The organism is Exiguobacterium sp. N5 (assembly GCF_025842465.1).
Lineage (GTDB): Bacteria > Bacillota > Bacilli > Exiguobacteriales > Exiguobacteriaceae > Exiguobacterium > Exiguobacterium profundum.
Genome location: NZ_JAPAEP010000001.1, coordinates 807,442 through 832,838 on the forward strand (window position 1 = coordinate 807,442; position 25,397 = coordinate 832,838).

At 47.0% G+C, this 25,397-nt stretch carries 26 protein-coding genes and 1 other RNA gene; 9 read left to right on the top strand and 18 right to left on the bottom strand.

Features of this window, described 5'->3' with window-relative positions:
- Positions 1–29: 29 nt before the first annotated feature.
- Entirely contained in the window at positions 30–1,325 is a 1,296-nt protein-coding gene (locus tag OKS35_RS04165; RefSeq protein ID WP_264092549.1) for a glutamine synthetase family protein, read from the bottom strand.
- 189 nt (positions 1,326–1,514) lie between these two features.
- On the opposite strand from OKS35_RS04165, the gene OKS35_RS04170 reads away from it, so the two are divergent.
- Positions 1,515–2,552 carry an SDR family oxidoreductase gene (locus tag OKS35_RS04170; RefSeq protein ID WP_214684221.1) on the top strand — a complete coding sequence of 346 codons (1,038 nt, stop codon included), beginning with the start codon at positions 1,515–1,517 and terminating at the stop codon, positions 2,550–2,552.
- 29 nt (positions 2,553–2,581) lie between these two features.
- Here the strand turns inward: OKS35_RS04170 and OKS35_RS04175 are convergent, their stop codons facing one another.
- Both OKS35_RS04175 and OKS35_RS04180 read right to left on the bottom strand, forming a co-directional pair.
- Positions 2,582–2,902, bottom strand: coding sequence for a general stress protein (locus OKS35_RS04175; protein ID WP_078146948.1), 321 nt, complete (start codon positions 2,900–2,902; stop codon positions 2,582–2,584).
- A gap of 79 nt (positions 2,903–2,981) precedes the next feature.
- Positions 2,982–3,206: a hypothetical protein gene (locus OKS35_RS04180; protein ID WP_264092550.1), complete on the bottom strand. Its 225-nt coding sequence runs from the start codon at positions 3,204–3,206 to the stop codon at positions 2,982–2,984.
- Positions 3,207–3,302: 96 nt separating this feature from the next.
- On the opposite strand from OKS35_RS04180, the gene OKS35_RS04185 reads away from it, so the two are divergent.
- Together OKS35_RS04185 and OKS35_RS04190 are read left to right on the top strand one after the other, a co-directional pair.
- A complete protein-coding gene (locus OKS35_RS04185; RefSeq protein WP_240499823.1) occupies positions 3,303–4,361 on the top strand; it encodes a GTP pyrophosphokinase family protein in 1,059 nt (352 codons plus the stop codon).
- Between the two features lie 88 nt (positions 4,362–4,449).
- Entirely contained in the window at positions 4,450–4,887 is a 438-nt protein-coding gene (locus OKS35_RS04190; RefSeq protein ID WP_012726357.1) for a MarR family winged helix-turn-helix transcriptional regulator, read from the top strand.
- 87 nt (positions 4,888–4,974) lie between these two features.
- Here the strand turns inward: OKS35_RS04190 and OKS35_RS04195 are convergent, their stop codons facing one another.
- The 5 genes from OKS35_RS04195 to OKS35_RS04215 all read right to left on the bottom strand — a co-directional run bounded on the left by OKS35_RS04195 (position 4,975) and on the right by OKS35_RS04215 (position 10,394).
- On the bottom strand, positions 4,975–5,619 hold the full coding sequence (locus tag OKS35_RS04195) for a class F sortase (RefSeq protein WP_264092551.1): 645 nt from the start codon (positions 5,617–5,619) through the stop codon (positions 4,975–4,977).
- Positions 5,564–6,361 (bottom strand): DUF4397 domain-containing protein, encoded by a 798-nt coding sequence (locus tag OKS35_RS04200; protein WP_012726359.1) that lies wholly within the window; start codon positions 6,359–6,361, stop codon positions 5,564–5,566. The genes OKS35_RS04195 and OKS35_RS04200 overlap by 56 nt, the downstream gene beginning before the upstream one ends.
- A gap of 249 nt (positions 6,362–6,610) precedes the next feature.
- Positions 6,611–7,318 carry a glycerophosphodiester phosphodiesterase gene (locus OKS35_RS04205; RefSeq protein WP_264092552.1) on the bottom strand — a complete coding sequence of 236 codons (708 nt, stop codon included), beginning with the start codon at positions 7,316–7,318 and terminating at the stop codon, positions 6,611–6,613.
- Positions 7,315–8,787, bottom strand: a complete 1,473-nt coding sequence (locus OKS35_RS04210) for a carboxypeptidase M32 (RefSeq protein ID WP_264092553.1) — start codon at positions 8,785–8,787, stop codon at positions 7,315–7,317. Before OKS35_RS04210 ends, OKS35_RS04205 begins: the two co-directional genes overlap by 4 nt.
- Positions 8,788–8,861: 74 nt before the next feature.
- The gene (locus OKS35_RS04215) at positions 8,862–10,394 is read right to left on the bottom strand and encodes an FAD-dependent oxidoreductase (RefSeq protein ID WP_264092554.1); all 1,533 of its coding nucleotides are present in this window, start codon (positions 10,392–10,394) and stop codon (positions 8,862–8,864) included.
- Positions 10,395–10,593: 199 nt separating this feature from the next.
- Here OKS35_RS04215 and OKS35_RS04220 point away from each other — a divergent pair, with 199 nt between their 5' ends.
- Together OKS35_RS04220 and putP are read left to right on the top strand one after the other, a co-directional pair.
- Positions 10,594–11,565 (top strand): D-alanyl-D-alanine carboxypeptidase family protein, encoded by a 972-nt coding sequence (locus tag OKS35_RS04220; protein ID WP_264092555.1) that lies wholly within the window; start codon positions 10,594–10,596, stop codon positions 11,563–11,565.
- 345 nt (positions 11,566–11,910) lie between these two features.
- Complete coding sequence (gene putP / locus OKS35_RS04225) at positions 11,911–13,392, top strand: sodium/proline symporter PutP (protein WP_078146955.1); 1,482 nt, start codon at positions 11,911–11,913, stop codon at positions 13,390–13,392.
- 49 nt (positions 13,393–13,441) lie between these two features.
- Here putP and OKS35_RS04230 read toward each other — a convergent pair whose 3' ends face one another.
- The 8 genes from OKS35_RS04230 to rnpB form a co-directional block, all read right to left on the bottom strand.
- Positions 13,442–13,747: a hypothetical protein gene (locus tag OKS35_RS04230; protein WP_078146956.1), complete on the bottom strand. Its 306-nt coding sequence runs from the start codon at positions 13,745–13,747 to the stop codon at positions 13,442–13,444.
- Between the two features lie 15 nt (positions 13,748–13,762).
- Positions 13,763–14,317 (bottom strand): hypothetical protein, encoded by a 555-nt coding sequence (locus OKS35_RS04235; RefSeq protein ID WP_074036974.1) that lies wholly within the window; start codon positions 14,315–14,317, stop codon positions 13,763–13,765.
- 79 nt (positions 14,318–14,396) lie between these two features.
- A complete protein-coding gene (locus OKS35_RS04240) occupies positions 14,397–15,218 on the bottom strand; it encodes a YihY/virulence factor BrkB family protein (RefSeq protein WP_196430760.1) in 822 nt (273 codons plus the stop codon).
- A gap of 109 nt (positions 15,219–15,327) precedes the next feature.
- The gene (locus OKS35_RS04245) at positions 15,328–16,746 is read right to left on the bottom strand and encodes an alanine/glycine:cation symporter family protein (protein WP_205728292.1); all 1,419 of its coding nucleotides are present in this window, start codon (positions 16,744–16,746) and stop codon (positions 15,328–15,330) included.
- Between the two features lie 59 nt (positions 16,747–16,805).
- Positions 16,806–17,708 carry a Gfo/Idh/MocA family protein gene (locus OKS35_RS04250; RefSeq protein WP_214781210.1) on the bottom strand — a complete coding sequence of 301 codons (903 nt, stop codon included), beginning with the start codon at positions 17,706–17,708 and terminating at the stop codon, positions 16,806–16,808.
- Positions 17,709–17,759: 51 nt separating this feature from the next.
- A complete protein-coding gene (locus tag OKS35_RS04255) occupies positions 17,760–17,942 on the bottom strand; it encodes a hypothetical protein (RefSeq protein WP_230872813.1) in 183 nt (60 codons plus the stop codon).
- A 120-nt stretch (positions 17,943–18,062) separates the two neighbouring features.
- A complete protein-coding gene (locus OKS35_RS04260) occupies positions 18,063–19,226 on the bottom strand; it encodes a THUMP domain-containing class I SAM-dependent RNA methyltransferase (protein ID WP_074036970.1) in 1,164 nt (387 codons plus the stop codon).
- Positions 19,227–19,350: 124 nt separating this feature from the next.
- An RNA gene (gene rnpB / locus OKS35_RS04265) (RNase P RNA component class B) lies at positions 19,351–19,718 on the bottom strand.
- A gap of 120 nt (positions 19,719–19,838) precedes the next feature.
- On the opposite strand from rnpB, the gene OKS35_RS04270 reads away from it, so the two are divergent.
- The gene (locus OKS35_RS04270) at positions 19,839–20,243 is read left to right on the top strand and encodes a hypothetical protein (RefSeq protein WP_012726372.1); all 405 of its coding nucleotides are present in this window, start codon (positions 19,839–19,841) and stop codon (positions 20,241–20,243) included.
- A 44-nt stretch (positions 20,244–20,287) separates the two neighbouring features.
- Here the strand turns inward: OKS35_RS04270 and OKS35_RS04275 are convergent, their stop codons facing one another.
- Positions 20,288–21,736, bottom strand: a complete 1,449-nt coding sequence (locus OKS35_RS04275) for a S8 family peptidase (RefSeq protein WP_214781211.1) — start codon at positions 21,734–21,736, stop codon at positions 20,288–20,290.
- Positions 21,737–21,830: 94 nt separating this feature from the next.
- The gene (locus OKS35_RS04280; RefSeq protein WP_074036967.1) at positions 21,831–22,238 is read right to left on the bottom strand and encodes a hypothetical protein; all 408 of its coding nucleotides are present in this window, start codon (positions 22,236–22,238) and stop codon (positions 21,831–21,833) included.
- 170 nt (positions 22,239–22,408) lie between these two features.
- On the opposite strand from OKS35_RS04280, the gene OKS35_RS04285 reads away from it, so the two are divergent.
- The 3 genes from OKS35_RS04285 (at position 22,409) to OKS35_RS04295 (ending at position 25,382) form a co-directional block, all read left to right on the top strand.
- Positions 22,409–23,296, top strand: a complete 888-nt coding sequence (locus OKS35_RS04285) for a hypothetical protein (RefSeq protein WP_196430765.1) — start codon at positions 22,409–22,411, stop codon at positions 23,294–23,296.
- 77 nt (positions 23,297–23,373) lie between these two features.
- On the top strand, positions 23,374–24,039 hold the full coding sequence (locus OKS35_RS04290) for a response regulator transcription factor (protein ID WP_159562351.1): 666 nt from the start codon (positions 23,374–23,376) through the stop codon (positions 24,037–24,039).
- Positions 24,036–25,382 carry a sensor histidine kinase gene (locus OKS35_RS04295; protein WP_264092556.1) on the top strand — a complete coding sequence of 449 codons (1,347 nt, stop codon included), beginning with the start codon at positions 24,036–24,038 and terminating at the stop codon, positions 25,380–25,382. Before OKS35_RS04290 ends, OKS35_RS04295 begins: the two co-directional genes overlap by 4 nt.
- Positions 25,383–25,397: the final 15 nt, after the last annotated feature.

The window sequence follows — 25,397 nt, forward strand, 5'->3', positions numbered from 1 at the left end:
CCAGCCGATTCAATCGGCTGGCGTCATTTTTATTTTCGCACTTGAATGAGTGACAAGTAGCGATCGATCATATTGTGGTTAAAGTAGTCATGGAAGTTGTCTTGTTTCAGTGACTGAATCGATTCATGGAATGTCGCAGGCAGTGATGCGATTCCTTGGCTCTCGATTTGCTTCGCAGAATACTCGAACAAGTCATCCTCGTTCGGAGAAGACGGAACGAGCTGTTGCTCGATTCCTTCAAGTCCCGCATAAATGAGCGCGGCAAGTGCCAAATATGGGTTCGCACTCGGGTCAGGATTTCGGACCTCTACACGAGTCGCACTTCCACGGGAAGCGGGGATTCGAATCATCGAACTGCGGTTCGATGGGCTCCAGCATATATTGACAGGTGCCTCGAATCCAGGAACGAGACGCTCGTATGATTCCGGTAGTGGATTCGTGAAGATTGCTGTGGCACGGGCATGCTTCAAGATTCCCTCGATGAAATGACGCGCCGTTTTCGACAATCCGTAATCCGCATCGACTTCGTCGAACGCGTTGGTCGTCGGATTTCCAGACTCATCATTCTTCCAGACAGAGATGTTCAAGTGCATTCCAGAACCGTTCACATCACGCAACGGTTTTGGCAAGAATGAGACGGATGTCCCTTTCTCCTTCGCCGCAATCTTGACGATTTCTTTAAAGAACTGAATGTTATCCGCTGTATGGAGTGCGTCATCGTACTTGATGCCAATCTCATGTTGCGCAGGAGCGACTTCATGGTGAACAGCCTCAATGTTGAACCCGACACCACTCAAACGGTTCGCGATGTGTTGTCGCACTTCATATCCTTTATCCTCTGAACGTGTCGAGAAATATCCGGCCTCGTCATAAAATTCTCCGTTCTCGTCAAAGATGAAGAATTCCGGCTCTGCCCCGACGAATACCGAGTAGCCATCACGTGCTGCACGTTCAAGTGCATCCTTCAATACATTACGTGGGTCGTATTCATATCGCTCTCCCTCCGGAGTGCATACGTCACAGAAGAATGCCAAAATATTTTCCTCGCCGTCTTGCTCATACCGTGGACGATCTAAATCCGGTCTCAAGAATAAGTCTGAGTTTTTGATGGAAGAGAACCCGTTGATTGAAGAACCGTCAAACATCGTTTTTCCCTCAAAGACTTCAGGCAACAATTTTGCCGAAAGCGTCAAGAGTTTTAAATCACCGAGAACATCTGAGAAATAGAGATGGATTTGGGTGATGTTTTTCTCTTGTACCGTTTTCTCAATATCTTGTTGCTTCTTTTTTGCGTCATCCTTGTCTGTTCCGAATAGATTTGCCATGATTCGTTAAAACCTCACTTCAATAGATTTGACAGGCAAGCTGTCTTTACGCACCGTTCGTACGCTTCTCTATAGTTCATAACCGAGTTCGATTTTTTCTAAACATGGAATTTCAGCAAAGGCAAAGTGGCTACATGCGACAAGAGTTGATATGATGGGTAAAGAATGTCACAGAGAGGGAGAACGCGATTGCATATTTTTATGACTGGTGGAACCGGATTTTTAGGAGGGCGACTCGCCAAAGAATTGATTCAGCGGGGGCATCGCGTCTGCATGTTGGCGCGAACACCGGAGAAGGTACAAGCACAATTCACCGCTGAAGAACAAAAGTCGATTGATGTGTTACCAGGCGACTTGACGTCACATGCGCTCGGTGCTAATGAAGCGTTCATCGAGACATATAGAGGGAAGATTGATTTATTTCTACACATGGCTGCACTCGTCAAATTCGATGAAGAATTGCGCGATGAATTGTTCGAGACCAATTTGACCGGGACGAAAGAGGCCCTTCGCTTGACCAAGCTGATTGACTGCCGTCGCTTTTTCCACGTGAGTACGGCCTACACACTTGGCGCTAAAGAAGTTGGCGGGGAAACACTGTACGACGTGTCGCAATCTTTTTTGAATCCGTATGAAGAAAGCAAGGCACACGCCGAGCAGGCGGTCTGGGAGTCACGGGATGAGCTTGATGTGTCAATCTTCCGACCGGCCATCATCGTCGGAGACTCGAAAACAGGAGAGGCTGACTCAAAATTTACGATGTACGGATATATGCGTGCTCTCGAACTGTTCAAACGGAAATTGGAACGACGTGGGCATGACGTCGAGTCGATTCGATTGATTGGCTCAGCGACAGGTACATCAAACCTTGTCCCTGTCGATTATGTCGCGGATGTACTCCTCGCTGCCATCGAGCATGCGAAGGCGGGTACAATCTATAACGTGACAAACGACGCACCACCAAAAAATGAAACGATGCTCGACTATATGAAAGAGTCGTTAGCATTCCCGCATTTAACAATCACGGAGACACCGACATCGACACTCAGCTCAGTCGAACAGTCGTTCAACGATATGGTGAAAGTATTCAATCCGTATTTGAACCGGAATATCACGTTCCGTGACGACAACACGAAACAATTGCTACAGGATGCTGGATTCGCTCCGCTCCGTCTCGATCAAAAATCGTTACGTCGCATCGTGAATGCCTATTACAAAGCAAAATAAAAAATGGACCGATTTTTCCGGTCCATTTTTTATTTATCGCAAACAAGTACGATTTTACCGTCTTTGATTTCACGTTCGAGTGAATCTACCATCTCTTTTGTGAGTCCAAGACTCTCCATCTGTTCCATGCGATCTTCTGAGTTGCTCGTGAATTTCGAAAGCAACGACTCGAACATCCCTTTCTCTGGGATTCGGTATGGTTGTACACCAGCCTCTGCTGCCAATCGAACGGTCAATTCCTCATCTTTGGCGAACAAGTAGATGTGCTCGTTCACACATCCGCCTGACACCATCTCATTTACTTCATGGTCCACCGTCGTCATATCATTCACTACTCTTGTCTCTAACATGCCCCATCCTCCTAAACGTTCACAGTCATATAATTCACTGTTTTTGTTATTCCCGAAAAATGAGGTGATAAACATACAATCAATCCATTTCTTCGTTCGTGATCCATTCTTCGATGTCGAAATGTTGCACGATTCCCTCGATTCGATCGCACTCCCCTTCCCTTTGAGTCCTACCCTCTAATCGAGCGGTCACTACGAACTGGGAATCGACAGTGTGGATACGAGATATGCGATATCCGGCTTGTTGTAATAATCCAGCGATAATTTCGACTTTCTCTCTCTCACCTGAACGGAATGTATGCATCCATCCCACCTCTTTCTATTTCATTCCCTATACATGCTATCATATCGTTTCTGACGTGTGATGCTATACTATGGATAGAGAAAAGGAGTGAGTTCTGTGCCAAAACAAGACTTGAATACAATCATGCTTGAATATTTGAACGAGAAAGAAGATTATGAAGCGTTTGCCACAAAGCTGAAAGCGCTCCTCAGTGAATTGTTGACAGAAGCCGGCATCCAGTTCCATTCAATCGTCGCCCGTGCCAAAGAAGCGGACAGTCTATATGCCAAACTCTCACGCAAGCCTTATCAATATCGTTCCTTACGTGACGTACAAGACTTGGCCGGGATACGGATCGTGACATACTTTCATGACGACGTACGCGCCGTTGCGCAAATTTTAGAAGATGAATTCACCATCGACCGTGAACAGTCCATCGATAAGTCGACGTTGCTCGACTCCAATGAGTTCGGATATCTGTCTGTCCATTATGTCGTGGAATTAAGTGAAAAGCGACTTGCTCTCGGTGAATATCGCCGTTTTGCAGAAAAAGAGGCGGAAATTCAAGTCCGCTCGATCCTACAACACGCCTGGGCCGAGATTGAACACGACCTCGGTTACAAAAATCCGAATGCCGTTCCTCCTGAAATCAAAAGAAGTTTCAGCCGGGTCGCTGGTCTATTGGAGATTGCCGACTCCGAGTTCGTGAACATTCGAAAACAGTTGCGAACATTCGAACAAGAAACAGTCGAACAGATTCTTGACTCTCCTGAAAAAGTGGCCATTACCCGAGATAATCTCAACTATTATATTGCGAATGATCAAACGGTCGAGAAACTAGACAACGCGATCTTCCAGAGCGAATGGCTACTCGAGACGGATCTCTCTGCCATCGTCGAGTTGACGAGAATGTTCCATTACGCCGATATCCGTACGTTCAAAGATTTGAATGACACACTTTCGACTTACTATACTCAAGCCGTCCAATGCGCAACCTTGTTGCCATCTTCTCTGTTACCAAGACAAGGCATGGGTGTCGTCTATGCCGTTCTCGCTAAACTGTTAGCGGAAGGCGACGATCCGCAGATTGAATTTTTCTTTAGACGGTTCTATCCTGACTTGAAACATTATGAAGACATCATTCAGCAAATTCGAGCAAAAGACGAGCCCCTATAACTTTACAGACAACATGTTTTTAATGTAGAATGTTTCTATGTTCTGAAGTATATATGAATAATATTATCGCTAGGAGGTAGTTTCGAGGATGACAACACCCGTACAGACCGCTTCACGTCGACAGCTCGTCGCAGACGCTGAACGTGGAATCCGGATGAACTATCGTGGAGTGAAAAAAAATCTCCGTTCGATGTTCTCACAGTATTTAACCCGCAATGAATTCTTCATTCTACGTTCTCTTTGTCAACAGAGTCCTCAAATCGCCTCTGCTCTGTCAAATGAGTTTCAATTTTCAGCTTCTATGATCACTGCGCTTGCCGATGAGTTGACGAAAAAAGGGTTGATTTCTCGCGAACGCAGCGAGCGTGACCGCCGTGTCGTTGAACTTCAGGCAACGGATGAAGGTCGTGAGTTGTTTGAGACATTAGAGAGCATGAAGATTGAATATTTGATGGATGTCTTCACTGATTTTTCAGATGACGAACTCATTTTACTTTCAAAATTATTAGATCGTATGGATGCTTAATCCGACTATAGCCCTTCACCGTAAAGGTGAAGGGCTATTTTTTGCGAAAAAAAGAGATGCGACCCATCGGTCAGCATCTCTTCATCTTTACGTTTCAATCAGGTGTGCCGTGACCACGATCCGGTCCCGATACCCAAGATTCTCGTGATACGGTCCTGCACAAGTGATCAATTGAATCCGCTTTGACTGAGTCGCCGCGAAAATGGAAGCGAGCGGCACTTGGTCGAGGCGATACTGTTTCACACTGACCACTTCATACGTTGCGACTTGGTCTTTCCGTTGGAGCGTCACCAGTTCTCCGATCGGAAGTTGATCCAGATTCGCAAAGATAGCTGGACCATTCAGATCATCTAAATGACCCGATAGGACGACATTCCCCGTTGCGCCTGCTTTGGCTCCGTATTGATACCAACCGACTTGATTCACGTCAGACGGTGTGTCCATTCTTCCGGCCTCATCCTTCCCGACCGCTTCAATCGATGTATCAACATCGATTGAGGGAATGATCAGCCGGGCAGGGACGAAACTGTTCGAATGAAACGTTTGTCGATCTACCTGCTTCGAGGTCAAGACCTGCGGTTCGGCAAATTCAGCCGTTGGCATCACGAACGGTTTGTCAGGAGCTTCCGCTTGAGCGCTCCATACGAGAAATGTGATTGTTCCTAAGAAAATCAGTTTAAGCGTCTTGCTTCTGACGACGAAAGACGTAGAATCCAGCTGCTGCCGCTCCAACCACTGCTGCTGCGAGCAACCAGTTCATTGAAGCTGTTTGAGCAAGACCACCTTGTCCTGTTTCGGGAGCCATCGCCATTTCCCCACCATCAGCAGCGAGAAGGACTTCAAACGCTGGTTCTCCTTCAAGGAGTCCGATTGCGAATGCTGTATAGTTTTTGCCACCTTCGAGTGCGACACCGTCAAGTGCTTTGACGACGTCAGTCGCTCCAGCCGGGCGTACTTCAAGGTCATACGTTCCAGCATCGAGTGTGCCGTAATCACTTACTGCTTTGAACTCGAGGTTTGAGAAGAGTGGGTCGCCACCTTTAGGTGCGACATCAACCGCTGGTGCATCTGGTGCGAAGTGAGCGACACGAACTTTCGATTTACCATCTTCAAAGTTTGCATCGTCTTCCATTGCAGCGATTTCGATGTTTTCAAGTTGACCGATCGCAGCGGCTGTATAGAACTTGCCTGCCTCGATTGAGAGGTCTGCTGCGACGACGACTGTTTCAGCGTCACCTGCCGGCTTGATTTCAACGTTGTAATCCCCTGCTGGAAGTGTCAAGTAGTCTGTGAGATCCTTGAATTCTGCTCCCTCGACCGCGACTTCCCCATCCACGTACACGTCAACTGCCGGAGCATCAGGTGAAGCATGTAGCACACGGACCATCGCATTTTCATGTCCATCCGCGCTAACCGGTAAGACGAAAGCGAAAGCCAGTGCTAGAGTACCCAGTAAAGACATCAACTTCTTCATGTGAAATTTCCTCCTTTTGATCTTTGGTAACCCACGACTTGCATACAACAAATGTGATGCAGTGCTACATGGTGTGCTACATCTGATTGCTATGTAGCTCGGTGACATCTTAAACTTAAGACAATCCGACAATGACGTAAAGGGGACACTATGCACTGAATGTGCTCCGATATGCTAACGGACGAAAGCGCTACCTTTACATAAAATGTAGTTCCCTTCCACCCAAATACAAAACCACTCAGTCGGCGACTAAGTGGTTTTGTTTGCCCATTCGATATCATTGACAAAGATGGCATCGACTTGAAGCGCCATACAACGCTCAAGTTGATGTTGTGTTTTAATCGTATACGGTCTGATCGGAATCCCTCGACCTTGCAACGAGCGTACTTCGTCGTCTGTGATTCGATCGATGTGCGGGTGGACCGAATCCGCTCCGACGAATCGAAGATATCCGAAAATGTCATAAAGCGGCTGTGCAAGCAGAATGGCCGCTTCGATATCTGGTCTCATCTGTTTCAATCGGTGAATGGTTTCATGATTGAATGAGGAAAAGAGAATGCGGGTCGCATCAATTCCAGCGGATTCAATAGATTCGATGATGCGAGATTCGATTCCTTCATATCGATGGACATCCGTCTTCACCTCTAAGTTCAAAATGACCGATTCCTCTTTCACCAGTTCGAACAGCTCCTCGAGCGTAGGGATGTGTTCTTCTAGACTATGACGTACCCCGGCATTGAACTGTTTGAGCTCATTATAGGTATAGAGTGAAACTTGCCCTCTTCCGTCGGTCGTCCGTTCGAGCGTCTCGTCATGGATGAGGACGAGGACGCCGTCCTTTGTCATATGGACATCCGTTTCAATCCCATCTGCTCCGGTTTCGAGTGCGAGCCTGAATGCCGACATCGTATTCTCCGGACGATGTGCCATCACGCCACGATGTGCAAATCGTTTCATTTGGCAACTGTTTGATATTTCTTCGTCAAATATCGAACGAGCGGTTGGACCGAAATCGCTTGACCCGTCACTTGTTGAATGAGTTCGTTCGGGGTGAGACGTTTTCCATATTGATGAACGTTCTCCTGTAGCCACGCTTTGACCGGTTCAATTTCACCTTCTGCAATCAATGTCTCAAATTCCGGAAGATCTGATTTCAACGTTTCTGTCAATTGGGCCGCATAAATCAATCCGAGGGCATAGCTCGGGAAGTATCCAAACGAACCGCCTGCCCAATGGACGTCTTGGAGGACTCCTTTGGCATTCGACGGGACATCGAGTCCGAGATACTCTTTATACTTTTCATTCCATGCCGCAGGAAGCTCATCGACGGACAACGTCCCTTGGATGAGTGCCTTCTCGAGCTCATAGCGGATGATGATGTGTAGACTGTATGTCAACTCGTCAGCCTCGATCCGAATCAGAGATGGTTTCGCTTCATTCACACCTCGATAGAAAGTGTCGAAGTCGATTGCATCGCATACCGGATGAAGCGATTGTAGTTTCGGATAGACGCGACGCAAGAACGCTTCGCTTCGTCCGATGAAGTTCTCAAAGAAGAGCGACTGGGACTCATGAATCCCCATCGATGCACCGCCGCCTAGTCCGAGTTCATCGAGCATCGGGTCGATTTGTTGTTCATACGTCGCGTGCCCCGCTTCATGCATCGTACCGAACAGCGCATTTCTGAAATCTGCTTCATCATACTTCGTCGTAATCCGAACGTCGCGGCGGTTGATGGTGATTTCGAACGGATGTACCGTCGCATCCAATCGTCCACGTGATAAATCGTAAGCGACGACATTCATCCAGTCATGACAAATGGTTTCTTGGACATCCGCCGGCATCGACCAGTCCATAGAGAGCGATTCTTTTGGGAGCTGCTGGATGAGAGGAACAAGTTCGTCTCGGAGCGAGGCGAATAATTCGTCTAAAAGTTCGACCGTCATGCCCGGTTCGAAATCATAGAGCAATGCGTCGTACGGATGTTTCTCATAGCCGAAATATTCCGCAAATTTTTTCTGGAATTCGATAATCTGTTTAAGGTATGGAGCGAACATGTCCCAGTCATCCTGTTCTTTCGCCTTTTCCCACGCCGTCTCGGCTTCCGATACGAGTGTTACATAAGCTTGATATTCATTGTGTGGAATCTTGGCATTCCGTTCGTATTGCGTCTTCGCGATTTCAAGTGACCGCGCCTCGACGTCAGATAAATCCTTTTCATCTGCCATCCGTTCTAGTAATGAAGCGAACGACTCACTCGTCTGTCGTTTGAATGCCTCAGTCGATAAATAACCGATCGTTTCTGCCCGAAGCGGTGCCGACTGTTCCGGCATTTGTGTTCGCATGTCCCAATACAAGAGCGAGATCGCCTCGTCGAAGGCACGCAGTTGCTTAAAATGTTCACGCCATTCTTTTGTAACTTCCATCTGTCTTTCACCCCTATGTGTTATTCTGTTCCCTTTCTACTTTATTATAGATGTCAACCTTTGCCTACACCAGTTTACAAATCTTCTCGCTTACTGTAGGAAAGTGGTTTTGTGGCAGGACCCTCTAATACAGCCCCTTTTGCATCGAAACGAGAGCCGTGGCATGGACAATCCCATGACCGCTCGGCATTGTTCCATTTCACTGTACAACCGAGGTGCGTACAGGTCAGGTTGACGACATGGCACTGGTTATCCAAATCTCGATAAACGCCCTTGGTCTTCCCATCAATTTGTACGACCCCTCCCTCATCTAGCTGCAGGTCTTGTACATCTTTTCGTTCAAGCATCCGATTTACTGTCCCTTTCGTGAATTGAGCGGCAGTATCTAAGTTCGTTTTAAGAAATGCACTGATATCACTAGATTTAACCGTTTGACGGAGCGGTGAGACCAGATTGACGAATCGGTTCGGACGACCTGTGAGTTGATCCGCGAGCAAGGTACCGGCAGCGATTCCGTTCGTCATCCCCCATTTCGAAAATCCAGTCGCCACAAAGAGATCTGGTTCTCTCTTGAACATTTGCCCTACGTAAGGAAGTCCATCTAAGGTGATAAGATCTTGGGACGACCACCTATGAGATGCCCGATGCGTTCCAAAATGTGCCTGTGCGTCATTCTCCAATCGATCATATCGGCTATGCGTGTCAGTGACTTGCCCCGCCGTATGCCCTTCACCTCCAACTAGTAAATAGCTTTTTCCGTTTTCACTATAGGACCGAAACGAGCGTTTGCTCTGTCCAACCTCTAAATACATCCCTCTGAGTGGTCGACTCTCCACTTCACATGCAACGATATACGATCGTTCAACAGAAAACTTCGACACGTACAACCCGCGCAGGTCATTGAATGGATAGTGGGTCGCAATCACGACTTGATTTCCCTGTACCCTTCTACCGTTAGATGTAGTGACTACTGGACGTGGTCCTTGACTCACTTCCGTCGCTCTAGAATTTTCATAAATCTTTCCTCCGAGACGAACAAAACGTTCCGCTAATTCACGTAAGTATTTCACGGGATGGAATTGAGTCTGGTCATGGATCACCAACGCCTGCTCGATCGAGAACGGGAGAGCCTTTCTCACTTCTTCCGTCGCTTCTCCTCCGTCAATCTTCAAACGACGATACGCATCCAGTTCTTTCGTAAGTTCTTCGTTCGGTTCCCTAGAGTAAAGAAACGATTGTTCATTCGCGTAATCGCAGTCAAACCCTTCTTCAATTTGATTTTTCAAATAGGCGAGCGCTTCTGAGTTGAACTCGTAATATAAACGTGCGATGGACTCATCAAAATGACGAATCAGCTTATGATAAATCGTCCCATGTTGAACGGAACATTTTCCCGTCGTATGTCCCGTCGTCCCATGTCCAATCTCTAACGCTTCTAGAAGCGTCACTTGTTTCCCTCGCTTTTGGAGTTCATAGGCGCAGACGAGTCCCGCAATCCCTGCCCCGATGACGACGACTTCGGTCGATTCCGAAACGGAAAGGGATGGGTACGACGTCCCAGTATCATGTTGACGCCAAATGGAGTTCGTGAACGGATAACGATGCATGATGCATCCTCCTCTCTAAAAGTGACATCTTTACCCTTATACCCGAAACACAGTTCTTTCATCGCCGATCAATCATTGACCTAGTTCTTTATTTTATTAGCGAAAAAAAAGAGCGTTTTCTATTATGTTTATAGAGTAACCAAAAAAGGAGGGACTTTTGTTGACCCGTAGAAGGAGACACCGAAGAAGAACGTACATCATGCGAAGAATGATTGCCGCGGTCGTTTTACTCGGAATCATCGCACTGATCCCGACGTTGGTCGGATTTAAACAAGATAAAGAAGCACCGACATTAGCAGAAGCGTCCACACCAAAAGCTGAACCGATGAAGATAGGTCCGCTTTTCCCGGATATCGACATGGGTTCATGGAGTCCGAGTGAGACGAAGATGATTTCGGATGAGGAAATCTCTGTTGGTGCACTAACTTTCGTCAATGTGACCAAACAAGAGATATTAATCGATAAAAACGCCAATGATCGTGTGTTTCCAGCCAGTACGACCAAATTGATGACGGCACTGCTTGCTTATGAGAAGGCATCTGCAGCGAATGAACTCGACCAACCAATCATTACGATTCAACAGTCGACACTCGATATTCCATGGGACAGCCATATCGCGCATCTTGCCATCGGGGATACATTGACAGTTCGTCAAGCACTTTACGCCACGCTACTTGAATCCGGAAACGATGCTGCGAACAGCCTTGCGGAATACACGAGCGGGTCGACCGAGGCCTTCGTTCAATTGATGAATGATCGAGCAAAGGTTTTAGGATTGACTGGAACGCATTTCGTAAATGCGCATGGCTACTCGGATCCGAATCATTATACGACGGCGAACGACATGGCTAAAATCGCCTTCGCATTCAGTACATACCCGGAGTTGATTGAAATTGCCGGGACTTATGAATTTAAAGCCGAATTTAAAGATAAAGACGGTAACGGCAAACGTCGTTGGTGGTATCACCTCGGTTCATCGGTTAATGAACGAAGTGTCAACTACTCCAAGTTTGTGACCGCCACGAAGACGGGTTATACGGACGAATCCGGATATACCATGGTATTCATCATGAAACATAATAGCGAAACTTATATCTTGGTTACGATGCAGGCGAAGTCTGGACAAACATTCCCGACGATGCGACTCGTTGAAGAAAAAGCATTCAAATAAAGAAGTAAAGAGCATTCAAAGATGCTCTTTTTCTTATGATTAAAAATATGTTTTCTGAAAATTTTCCCATAAATATTACATTCATGTTACACAGGAAAGTCCTCAGCATTTCAAATATTCAGAATATTTAAACTTTTTATTTGAAAATTTTAGCCTTCATCCGTTGGTATAATGGGCTTTAGAGTCGTTTTTATGAAAAAGTGTCAGTTTGCAATCATTTCAAAGGTTCTGTAAGGTAAAGCACAAGTTCGCATTTTCAACTTTTGTTTTTAACTGTGTGATGTCTTCACACAATCGCGAACGAGTTGATTAAATAGATCTTTTAACTTAATAGGAGGTAATTCAATGCTATGGCAAGAATGGGTATCAATCGCGCTTTATCTCGTGATGATGCTTCTTATCGGATACGTTGCTTATAAACGAACGACCGATTCATCAGATTATATGTTAGGTGGCCGTAAAATGGGGCCAGGTGTTACAGCCATGTCAGCCGGAGCTTCGGATATGAGTGGTTGGATGTTAATGGGACTACCGGGTGCAATGTATGCAACTGGACTATCAGCAATTTGGTTAGCCGTTGGATTGGTCATCGGAGCTTACTTGAACTACTTGTTAGTTGCTCCACGACTTCGCGTCTTCACAGAGATGGCGAACGATTCGATTACGATTCCAGATTTCTTAGAGAATCGGTTCCGAGATCACTCGAACTGGCTACGGATCCTTTCTGCATCCGTCATCATCATCTTCTTCACGTTCTACACGTCAGCTGGGCTTGTATCCGGCGGGAAGTTGTTTGAAAGCTCATTCGGATTAAATTATCAGACAGGTGTCATTGTCACAATTAGTGTCGTCATCTTATACACCCTCTTCGGTGGATTCACGGCAGTTAGTTGGACGGACTTCGCACAAGGTGTCATCATGTTCTTGGCGCTCGTGCTCGTACCATTCGTCGCTTTAACAGATATCGGTGGAGTAGACACTGCTGTCAACTCTGCAACGACAATCAATGCCGATTTGTTCGACCTCTTTAAAGGGACGACGACACTCGGGATTATCGGTCTCCTCGCTTGGGGACTTGGTTACTTCGGTCAGCCACACATCATTGTTCGCTTTATGGCAATCCGTGATGTGAAATCATTGAAAACGGCTCGTCGTATCGGGATGAGCTGGATGACAGTATCTATCATCGGTGCCGTCATGACAGGGTTCGTCGGAATCGCTTATTTCCGAGGACAAGGAAATCCACTCGGGGACCCGGAAACAGTCTTCATTCAATTCTCTGAAGTCTTGTTCCACCCGTTCATCACTGGTTTCTTATTGGCAGCCATCCTTGCTGCGGTCATGTCGACGGTATCGTCGCAATTGCTCGTCACATCATCTGCATTGACAGAAGACTTCTATCGTAAATTCTTCAACAAAGATGCAAGTGAGAAGACGATGGTCCTTGCCGGACGTGTTGGTGTCTTGCTAGTAGGAGTTGTAGCGACGCTCATGTCACTCAACCCATCAAGTACAATCCTCACACTCGTCGGATATGCATGGGCTGGATTCGGTTCTGCATTTGGACCAGCAATCCTCTTGTCACTTTACTGGAGCAAGATGACGCGTCAAGGTGCCCTCGCTGGTATCCTCGTTGGTGCCATTACCGTCATTCTCTGGATCGTCACTGGACTTTCGACAGTCCTTTATGAAATGGTACCTGGCTTCTTCTTGAGTATGTTGGCAATCGTGCTTGTCAGTAACTTTACTAGCCAGAAAGAACAAAAACGTATCAACCGAGAATTCGGTGAAATGGAAGCTGAATTGGCAGCTGCGAAGAAAGAGTAACGATTCACACAAAAACTCGGTTCCCTATAAAGGGACCGAGTTTTTTGTTTTACATCGATGCTGCGATTAACCAGACACGAATCACAAACGGTACGAGAACCAACACGAACATTGCGTTTCGCATCCACCGATTTCGGTTCCAATAGTACGCCATTAGTACGAACGGATGCAATGCGACCAATTCGTATGGATTGAACCAAAACCATGTGAGAATCAGTACGATTAAAAAGTACAATACTGATTTTTCTTTCGACGTTCGGTATTCACGCCACATATCATAGGCACCTTTAAAGAAAGCGATGAATGTTGCAATCCAGAATACGATGACAATCACATTATCAAATCCACTAAACAACTGAGTAACCACCTTTTAGGAAGGATTTTCTACATAAAAACCGCCCCAGTAAATATGACGGTACGTAAACTCTTTTCCACTTTCTACAGTAATCACAATTTCATCTTCCGTCAACACGAGGACATGAACCGGTACCTCACCCTGGCGAAGCATCGGGCTAAATAATTGAAACTGTTTGTTCAACCATTTGCGCTCTGAAAAGTTTTGATAGTGATGTAGAGAAAGCATCGGATGGCTCAAGTATGCAGCTCCAACTATCGCGACAGCGATCGGTGGCGCGCCGATTTCCATCATGAACGAGAAGACGAGAACAAGTGATAGCACCCCATACGCGAACTCTACTAATTCCATGAGAGAAGCTCGGCTAGCTATCACATATTGAATCACACGAAACATGAGATACAAGATGATACTGACAATCAAGTACTCAGAGAATGGAGAATGTCGGAACGATACGTCCAAATAGAACAAGACAGGTAACAGTAGGATCCATTTCCATAGATGTAAGGCGAGGTAAAACAATGATTGATCGATGAAACGACGATTGTGTACGAGCCGTTGCATATCCATGTTTCCCACCTCCGCTTTGATGATGTGACCTTACGATACCATTCCCTATTCTTTCGAATGATAACTAGCAATTACACGTCTAACGAAGTTTTTCTTTCCTCTCGATTAACGTCGCATTCAACAGCCCACCAAGCAAGATGACAGAGGCAGCCAGATAAAACCAAATCAATAAGACGATGAACGCACCGAGTTGACCATAAAACTGCTCGTAGTTTGCGAATTGTGAATAGTAACTAAACACGTTCGAGACAAGCAGAATCCCTACTGTTGCAAAAGCGGCTCCGGCCCAACTATTTTTAAATGTTCCGGACACACTTGGCAACCACTTATATACAAATACGAATACAGTGAATAGAAGACCTGTTCCGATGATCCATCTGAAGTAAAACCAAATCTGCGCATATGTCGTGACAATCTCATCGATGAACAACACGTATGAAGAGATTTCTCGAAGTGCCGTCTCAATCACAGGGACGAGCAATGAAAATGGTAACACAAACATGAGCGCCAAGGTGATGGCGATATCCTGTAAGACGCCCCTCCAAAAGGCTTTATTACGAACAGCCCGGTAGGCATCGTTCAATGCTCGCACGAGAGATTGTACGGCCATAGATGAGATCCAGAGTGCTGGTAAGATACTGAATGATGCCAATTTCAATTTGGAGTTGTCGAATACGGCTTCAATGTTCCCTTCTAATAGCTTGTAACTAGCTTCAGGCATGATGAGTGATAACGCTTGAATCACATCGCCACTCGTAAACGGTAAAAATCCAACAATCCCTAATACGAATAATAAGAACGGGAACGTGGATAAAATGAAATAATAGGCTAACATGGCCGCTTGATCAAAAAAACGTTCTGTAAAAAATCGCTTGACGATTGTCAAAAATACTTGTTTCATCGTTACTCTCTACTTTCTTTTAATAAAATATCTGCGGTATTTGAAATAAACGATTTAAAATGAAGAGGAAACCCCTAATGCCAGGGGCGTCCCATTGATTGATGATCCTTTAACTGATTTCTTCATTTTTCGTTTCCCACGCTTCAATATGTTCTTTACCAGGAAGTTCGACATCATCTTTAAAGAATTCTGGGTCTCTTCCTTCTTTCTTTTGAACCATATAGTCGTCGAGGAGCGTCTTGGCAACTTTACTCAATCGGAAAATCGCATACATGTTGACGAGCGCCATCAAGCCCATAAAGATGTCAGCAATCGACCAGACCAGTCCCGCAGATCGTACCGAACCGAACATGACCATCCCGACAACGGCAATCCGATAGATTATCAAATATCGCTTCTTCTCAGATATGAACTCGATGTTCGTCTCTCCATAATAATAATTGGCCAAAATCGAACTGAAGGCAAAAAGTAAGATGGCGATTGTCATGAGCGTCGTCGCAATCGGTCCGATTTCAACGAGAAGCGCCTCTTGAGCAAGCTCAATCCCTTGGAATGCTTCAGAGCCTTCGACACCTGAGATGAGGACAATCATCGCCGTTGCGGTACAGATGAACAATGTGTCCACAAATACACTAAGCGATTGAATCAATCCTTGTTTGACCGGGTGACTCACCTCAGCGGTAGCTGCGGCGTTCGGGGCAGACCCCATCCCTGCCTCGTTCGAGAACAGGCCACGTCGAATGCCTTGGAGGACAGCTGCACCGACCGCTCCACCGAACAACTGTTGGAAACCGAGGACACCTTCAGAGAAGATGGCCGAGAACACTTGTGGCACGACATCAAGATTCGTAAGAACTACCCAAATGGCTAGTAAGATATAACCGCCCGCCATGATTGGTACAATGATTCCCGATAAGGTCGAGATGGAACGAATCCCACCGAAAATGACGATAGCGGTGACAACGGATAAGATGATGCCGACCCAGACCGTATCGATCTCAAATACGTTATTCACGGAGAGTGCGATTGTATTTGCCTGGACGGAGTTGAAGGCAAAACCGAAGGCGAACGTAATCAAAATGGCAAATACGATGCCTAACCAGCGTGCACCAAGTGCCCGTTCGATATAGTATGCTGGACCACCACGCCACGCCTTGCCGTCATGCACTTTATACACCTGGGCGAGCGTACTTTCAACGAATGCCGACGCCGCTCCAATCAGTGCAATGAGCCACATCCAAAATACGGCGCCAGGTCCGCCTAAAGCGATTGCCGTCGATACGCCGGCGATGTTCCCCGTACCGACTCGGGCCGCCGTTCCGATGGCGAATGCTTGGAAAGATGAGACCTGTCCTTTCTCATGCTTGATTCCTTTCACGAATAAGAGTTTAAACATTTCCGGTAACAATCGAAATTGAACGAACCCCATCCGAATCGTAAAATAAAGACCTCCTGCAATCAATACGAAGATGAGAAGGTACGACCATAAATAGTCATTGATTTGCATAATCAGTTCACGAATATCCAACGAAATCGCCTCCTTTTATCGGGTTTTTACCCGCTCTGAATCTGACAGAAACAGCGGGTTCATTGCACGTTTTTAAGAATCTCTTCACATAGACGATGTGTCTCGAGACTGTCTTCCGCGACAACGGAGGCGTTCGGTTCCCCACGAAGTAAACATAAGAAGTCTTCCACAAGGTCGATAAACCCTCGACGTTTCAAATTCGACTCCCATGGGTCGAGTGACCATTCCTTCACACCGTCTCGTCCATAGTCTGTAATCCGCTCCACATCACGCGTGACCCGCTTTACGGTCGGTGACATGACTTCCATCACTTCTTCGGTGCAACTGTTGTCTCGGTTCATCCAACCGATTGCCTCGATTCCCCCTGCCTTGAAATGAATCATCACTTGTTTCAGCACATCCCCTTCAAATCGAGGTGTGACACGTAAACGTTCGACAGGCTGAAGGTCGGTCAAATAACGGAGCGTATCGACGACATGCACGAAATCCTCAATCACAAATTCACGAAGCGATGCCGGTTTATACGTTCTGTTTTTTTGAATGAAGACCATATTTTTTTCCTCGACTTGTTTGAGTGCCTGTGTGGCCGTGGCAAATCGGCGATTGAAGCCTGTGACGAGATGGACGCCTTTCTCTTTAGCAAGTGCGACGAGTCGTTCCGTCTCTCCAAGAGTGAACGTGATCGGTTTGTCGATGAAGACATGCTTCCCTTGCCGTAGACAATACTCGGCTTGCTCATAATGAACAGCTGTCGTCGAATGAATCATGACCGCATCGATTTCTGTCATCGGCACGGCGTGTAGGTCTGAGTACCCTCCTTTGAAACGAAAGGTCGAGATGATATCGTGTAACTTCTGTTCATCCCTTGAGACGAGATACACATCAACGTCCTTTAACCCGGCATATACAGGTAGATATGCTTTTTTGGCGACATCCCCGATGCCCACTACTAAAATATTCATTTGCTCACTCCTCCAATATTATGTAGAAAGCCCGAAGCGATTGCCTCGGGCTCACGTAATAGATACAATCTCAAAACTTGTGATCGGTTCACGAATCGCGTCAGATACAATTTGGTAAGCCGCATGTAATTCTTCTTGATTATTTAAGTCCGGCACACGGTCCATTTCTACCTCGACCGTCCGAGTGTTCTGTTCTTTCACATGTAACTGATATTCGACTGTATACTTTTCCATCATCTGTCCCCCTCTAATTATACATATGTTATGTATATCCTGTTACACGGATGATGAAACAAGTGAGTTTGTTCTAAGAAAACAGAAAAATGACCGCTCAGGTGAACGGTCATGGATTCATCATTCTGATTTCGGTTTTGCGTCACGGTCCGGACGTGGGCGACGCTTTCCGAAGTATTGGTAATATTGCGTCTCGATATTTCCGTTGTACAGCTTCCGACGCTTCGTCGCCGGGCGCCCGTATGCCTTCTCGAAGTCTTCATAACTCGTCAACATATAGACACTGTAACCAGGGTATTTCGCATATTGTTCCCCGATCCGTTCGTATAAGTCGATGATTTCTTCTTCTGACTGAAGTCGTTCCCCATAAGGTGGGTTTCCGATGATGACCCCGTACTCTTCTTTCGGCTTCAGTGCGGCTGCGTCACTATGGACGAATGTGATCGCATCACGGACGTCAGCGAGTTCCGCATTGTCTTTTGCAAGTTTCACCATCCGCGGATCCAAGTCGATTCCATAGATTTTTAACGGTTTATCCCACTCCGCCTTCTCATTCGCTTCATTTATTGCCGCATACCAGGCTTTTTTCGGGATGCATGTCCAATCCTGTGCGAAGTATTCACGGTTGATACCCGGTGCGATATTTCGTCCAATCATCGCCGCTTCGATGGCGAGCGTCCCTGAACCTGTAAATACGTCATAAAACGGCATGTCCGGACGCCAGTTTGTCAATTGAATCATCGCCGCTGCCATCGTCTCTTTGAGTGGAGCTTGCGAATGAAGCTCACGGTAGCCTCGACGGTGAAGTGGACCGGACGTATCGATCGTGATGGTCGCCACATCTTTTAAAAGAGCGACTTCGATTGGGAATTTCGCGCCTGACTTCGGCAACCATTCTCCCTCTTTACGATAGCCGCGTTGCATCGCTTCAACAATCGCCTTCTCCGTGATTTTCTGACAGTCACGAATCGAGAACAGCTTTGATTTGACCGAGCGTCCGTCGACCGTGAACGCCGCGTCCCACGGCATGAGGTCGGTCCATGGTAACGCTACGACCCCGTCAAACAATTCTGTAAACGTTGTCGCCTTGAACTCGGCAACGACGAGTTTGACCCGGTCTGCTGTCCGCAACCACATGTTCAGACGTGGAATGTCTTCCATTTCCGCGTCGATATAAATCCGTCCGTTCTCGACTTCGCACGTGTATCCTAAATCCCTTACTTCTTTTGCCACAAGTGCCTCGATTCCCATCGCTGCCGTCGCAATCAGTTTACGTTTTGCCATCTAAATCGCCTTCCTTCTACATAAATATCTTTCAGTCATTTTGTAAGTTGTAAAAAAATCATGAAAAAAGGAGCTCAAGTATATGTGCTTGAACTCCTTGTCGTTGTCAGTTGAGACTATGTTGTCCTGTAAGCCATGTTCTGTACTCCGGTGCTCATAGCGGTCTCCCTGGCACGATGGAGTGACAATCATCTATCTGCGCACATCGGCGCCCTCCGTCCCGTTCGATTCCGGTCTGGAAGTTCCCCTACCATAGTTTGGGTTTCTCGCTCGTGGGGTTTACCTCGTTCCACTCTGAACGTTTCCGATCAGACTCCGTCACTGTGGCACTTTCAAGAAGCGGACACCATATCCGAGGACTTAGGTGTTTCTTCTGCCGTCAACTTGCGTTGCCTACACTTATCGTTTCGTGTAGCACGATCACTACAGCCATCACAGGCTGTGCGAGCATGGACTTTCCTCAAGACTTGCGTCCCGCGATTGTCCAGACTTCATAGTCACTTCAACCATTGTAGCTGAAATTTGAGCGGTTGACAACTTAAATTCGAAACTTGATTTTACGTTCAGTCAGCGCTAAAATAAGGCGTGTTCATTGAATAAGGAGGGATTTTGATGCATCAGGATGCAAAAAACGGTTGGATTCAACGTCTGACTTATGTAATAGAAATCGATGACATTAAAGTGCTCCACCCGAACAACGGCGTGTTCGCCTTCTACCGAAATAATCGTCTCGTCCGAGGGTTTGAACCGTTCGACATCAAGGCACCGAACGAACTCTCGAAACGACCTTATCATTTTGACCATCACAATTTAGCACATCTCGAGGAGCGCTTCCCGGACGCCATTCCAGTGTTCGATGAAACGCATGAGACGCGTCGCGCTTGGAGCGACCGTGTCCGAGTCGGTCTTTGCGAAATCATCCGAGATGGGAAACTCAGTTTCGAGCATATTGATGACCAAGGGAACGTATTAGAAGCGAGTATCCGTTGGTGTGGAGAAGCCATCACCATCGATTAAATAGAAAAAGCCGTCTCTCCGTTAGGAGCAGGCGGCTTTTTGTCTTACAAGGTCTCTGTGACCGGAGGCTCGTCTTCGATGATCGGTGGCTCAAAAGATGTCGTCACCACTTTTTCGCGAAGGTCCGTCGGTTTAAGAATGACCGTCAGCTTCTGTGTCGTATTCCCTCTTACCGGAAATGTCCCGGCGATGTGGAGCGCTTCGTATAAGACCTTCCCATTTGAATCAAGTACCGTGACCGTCCCTTTTCGTGTCGTATGAATCGTGAACGTCCCTTCCTCCGACACCTTCACAGAAACTGCCGTCTTCAACGTGTTGACATAATCAATCGTTCGGCTCGTGTAGCGCTTATGTTTTCCGTCCGTTACTTGACCGACGATGCGGTATTGTCCGCTCGGTAGCCAATCTCCACTCGAATACATCGTGAACGACCGATTTGGAGTAAGTGTCTTGACTTTCTTGTTCCCTTGATACAGTGTGAACGAGGACTTTAAGTTCGAATGGTTCATGACACTCAACTTGACATCATTCACGTATCGACTCTTCCACACCGAAGGGGCAGAGATATGAATAGGGCGAGCCGTTGCCTCTAGCAGTTTCATCGCATTCAATTCCGTATAAGACTTTCCGGAGGCTTTTGGCATCTTCGCAATCAACTGGTCGATCTCACCAGGTGTCAAATAAGGATTGATCGATTTGACGAGCGCGAGGCTCGCCGTGACCATCGGTGCCGCCATCGAGGTCCCGTCCATAAAGATAAAGCGGTTATTGATTCCTAGAGAGAGGATGTTCACACCTGGCGCCACGATTTTGACACGATCGTCCATATTGCTAAAGCTCGCGAGACGATGTCTAGAATCGATTGCACCGACCGCGATTACCTCTTTCATGTTTGCAGGAAAATTGATCGTCTGTTTTCGATCATTTCCAGATGATGCGACGATAATGACTCCTTTCGCCCTTGCCCGTTTAATCGATGTGGCCAAACGACTATCATAATCATCCCCTCCAAGCGAGAGGTTGATGATGTTTGCCCCTTTCGCTACAGCCGTATCCACTGCATTGGCGACCGTCCAGGAGTCTGTTTTATCTGAATTCACCCCGTAAAACACATTATAAAAGTGATAGCGGACGTTCGGCGCGAGTCCGGCGATCCCAAAACGGTTATGTTTCCCGGCCATGATCCCAGCGGTATGTGTGCCATGAATATCCGCAGTGTATGGACCTTTCATGGAATTGACGACACGAGGAACGTTCTTCAAATCCGTATGATTACGGTCAGCTGACGAGTCAATCAGCGCCACAACGATATCAGTTGCGCCTCTCGTCTTATTCCACGCCAAATCCATACCGATTTGCTTCACATAATATTGGCTCGTGACTTGTGGTTCTGAGACGACGTAACCATGTTTCTTAAGGATGACCGGCTGTGCTGCATCTACTCCGACCGGCAGTAAAAGGGCAATCGCTGTCAAAAGGGCAATCTTTTTCATTCCTTCCGCTCCATTCCAAACTGATAAAGTGACTCCATTATCTCAAACTTTGGATTAGATTTCCCTTTTTTTGAATAAAAAGTTGTCGCTAAGTTTACCAATAGCTCGGCTCATCCGGGTGCAGCATATCAAACTCGACAATCCGTCCAATCGTCAAGTACGTATAGTAGCGCGCCAGTTCCACCCGGCTTGGGTCGGGACGGAATCCCTCGAGGTCCTCTCCAAGTGGAGAACCGTCAATGGTCTCAAACTGCTGGCAAAAAAAAGACTCCGTTTCAGCGTCCCAGACGATACGATCTCCGATATATCCGCTTCCGAAGCGAATGTAATCGATGATCGACGGAACGATGACTTCTGCTGGCAAGCGTTCGCTCATCCGACCAACGAGTTCATATCGCAGACGATCTGCCTGATCGGCTTCCTCAAGGGATGCACATTTGAGTACTTCTTTATTGATTTCAATCAATACGACATAATCCCCAGATTCGATGGAGAGCTTCATTGCCTCACCTCACTTTTTCATTCCTACATCCGATTCTCTACAAGTCATTATTCGAGATAAATGGTGGGAATCCTGTCCATTCCTCATTTTTTTCCAAATCGCAGTTGAGTTCACAACATTCTAACTGTTTTTGTTATACTAATCATATGAATTAAGAGAGGAAGTGCACCATGGCCAAACGACCGCTGACCCCTCGAGAAAGTGAGTTGATTGCGACCGCGTTATTTGTTGTCGGAAGCGTTCCCTATTCAGGACATATCGATCGTCTCGAATCCCTCACCTTACGTGATATCGCTGATGACTATTTGAATGGAACTGCCACTTCCGCAGACGCGATCGACGCACTCGACCAATACATCTACGTCCGGCGTCATCGTTTTAAAAACGTGACCCCTCACAACCTTTGGACATTGGATGATCGGACTGAACAAGAAGCATTGCGTCATATTTCCAAACGACCCGAATTGAAAAAGGGTCAGACGTTGAATAAACGGAATCAACCGTTTCAAGCAGGACAAGAAATCGAGTTCAAGGTGGACAAACATGTCGACCGTGGACAATTCCGCATCTACATCGGAAAACTTCAAGGGTATACGTGCAAAGCCCAGTCAAAAGAACGTGAAAAGCTGAAGTCAGTGTCAGGATGGATCACACATATTGACCCGAAAGACCGATTGGTATTTGTCAACGTGACAGACTTCGGACGGATGCCAATCGAACCTGCAATGAAACAAGAACTTGAATCGATGAGCGCTTCGATGCTCGGTTGGTTCGCCACGGCAACAATCCCTTCTGAAGAAGAAGCGCTCCTTGCCAAACGGATGATTGCCACGTTGCAGCGGCGCGATCAACCGTATTGGTTCACGCTGACGACCGCGTTGAACCACCCTCGCCCAGAACATGTGAAACGCTGGGGAACAGTCGTGAATCTTCTCGTCAAAGCGAGTAACGGTGACCAAAAGGCCATCCAAACATTAGAGACTCAAGAAGACAAATACTTTAAGGATGCGTTCATCCGCGCCCTCCGTGCCCTTCATCAAGAGATGACGAAGCAATAAAGCTGATACGATTCGAGGTGACTCCGCATGGGTCACCTCGTTTCGTGTCGAACCTATTTAGGAAAGGAACGACCGCTATGCGTATACTCATCGTAGAAGACGACCCCTCCATTTTACGCCTTGTGAAAGAAACGTTCGAGGATGCGGGTCATGAGGTGTTGACAGCGACCGACGGGAACACAGGCGAAGAACGTTTCACGATGCAACCAATCGATGCCGCGATTGTCGACATCATGCTCCCAGGGCTTGACGGTCGTGAATTGTGTCGACGACTCAAGGCGACTCTCGATATTCCCGTCATTTTACTAACCGCTCTCGATGAATGGGAGGATAAGCGTCAAGGATTCGTTCATGGGGCAGACGACTATGTGACCAAACCCTTCATCCCTGAGGAGTTACTCTTTCGATTGCAAGCCGTCTCGCGACGTTATCAACGTTCGGCCGCTTCACAAATTCAAGCTGGTCCTCTTCGACTCGATTTAAGAGAATACGAGGTGACGCTTGAGGGTCAGCTGTTCTATCTCCCTAAAAAAGAGTTTGAACTATTATTTCAACTCGCCTCTTTTCCGGGAAGAGTGTATCGTCGTGAGGAGTTAATTGATTTGGTATGGGGATTTGATTTCGAGGGGGATGAGCGAACAGTTGATGTTCATATCAAGCGACTTCGTAATCGGTTCGATCACCCTGCTTTGTCGATTCGAACCGTACGAGGTGTTGGATACTCGCTCGAGGTGAACGGATGAAGACACTCTACACGCGAATCATCGTCACGATGTTCTTGATTTTACTTCTATCCGGAGCCATCTCCCTGTTGATCAGCAATGTGGCTTATTACAAGTGGTGGCAACCTTCCTATAGCGAGAAGACGGAACGGGTCGCCAAAATAGCGGAGTCGTATGTCGAGAACCATACCGATTTAGACTATGATGCCTTCTATACTTTCTTAGCTGCGACCGGATATCAACTGGTCGTCGTGGATGCGACTGACGAACGTCGATGTTTTGGCGGTGCCTTTCGGGATGAGACTATCTCTGACACAGTGATTCAATCCGTTCGGAACGGGGCTCCATATCAGGGAATGCGTGACTTTCCGTTTCATCTCTTCTTGCTCGGATTGTTCGATAACGAACTGACGAACACATATGGATTTACACTTGAAAACGGGGACGTCATCTTTATTCGTCCGGATTTGAGTGCCCAAATCCGCGAGTTACATCTGTTCGTCGGTCTATTTTTCGCACTCGTCACCCTCTTGGCATTTGGCTTGATTGCCATCTCGACAAGGTCCCTGGTCCGCCCGTTACAGACGCTCACGAATGCGACCACATCCGTCGCCATGCGTAAAGCTCCGGAACATCTCCCCGTCGAGCGTCAAGATGAAATCGGAACGTTGGCACGACAATTTCAAAACATGTCAAATGAGATCGATCGTACCGAAGCGAGACAGCGACGATTCGTTTCGAATGTCTCCCATGAATTTCAATCTCCTTTGACCTCCCTAGGTGGCTATGCAGAAAAATTAGCTGACGGTACGGAAGGTGAATCAAGAGAATATGCGCGTGTCATCGAACAGGAGACGAAGCGTCTATCCCAATTGACGAAACAACTGCTGCTTTTATCACGATTGGATGAAAATCCCCCGATTCTCGAGACGAACGTGAATGTGCTTCAATCGGTATCCGAAGTCATTCAAACGAACGCTTTCATTCTTGATCAAAAAGGGATCGCCGTCGTTACCGACATCCCACAAGACGTAGTCTTGAAGAGTGACCCGGTTCTACTCGCACAAGTTTGGAACAATGTATTGATGAACGCCGTTCATGCTTCACATGATGGAGGCACCATCCACATCACCTGTACCGTCGACCCAGGTATCGTCATCTCGGTTAAGGATGAAGGGGTTGGGATGGACGACGAGACAAAAGAGCACCTGTTCGACCGCTTCTATCGCGGGGACACGGCTCGAACGACTCAAGGGACAGGTCTCGGTCTTGCCATCACCTCAGATATCATCGACCTACATGGCGGAAACATCACAGTCGAGTCAAACCTCGGAACCGGCACCACGGTTCATTTACATTTTTGATGTCGTTCATATTCT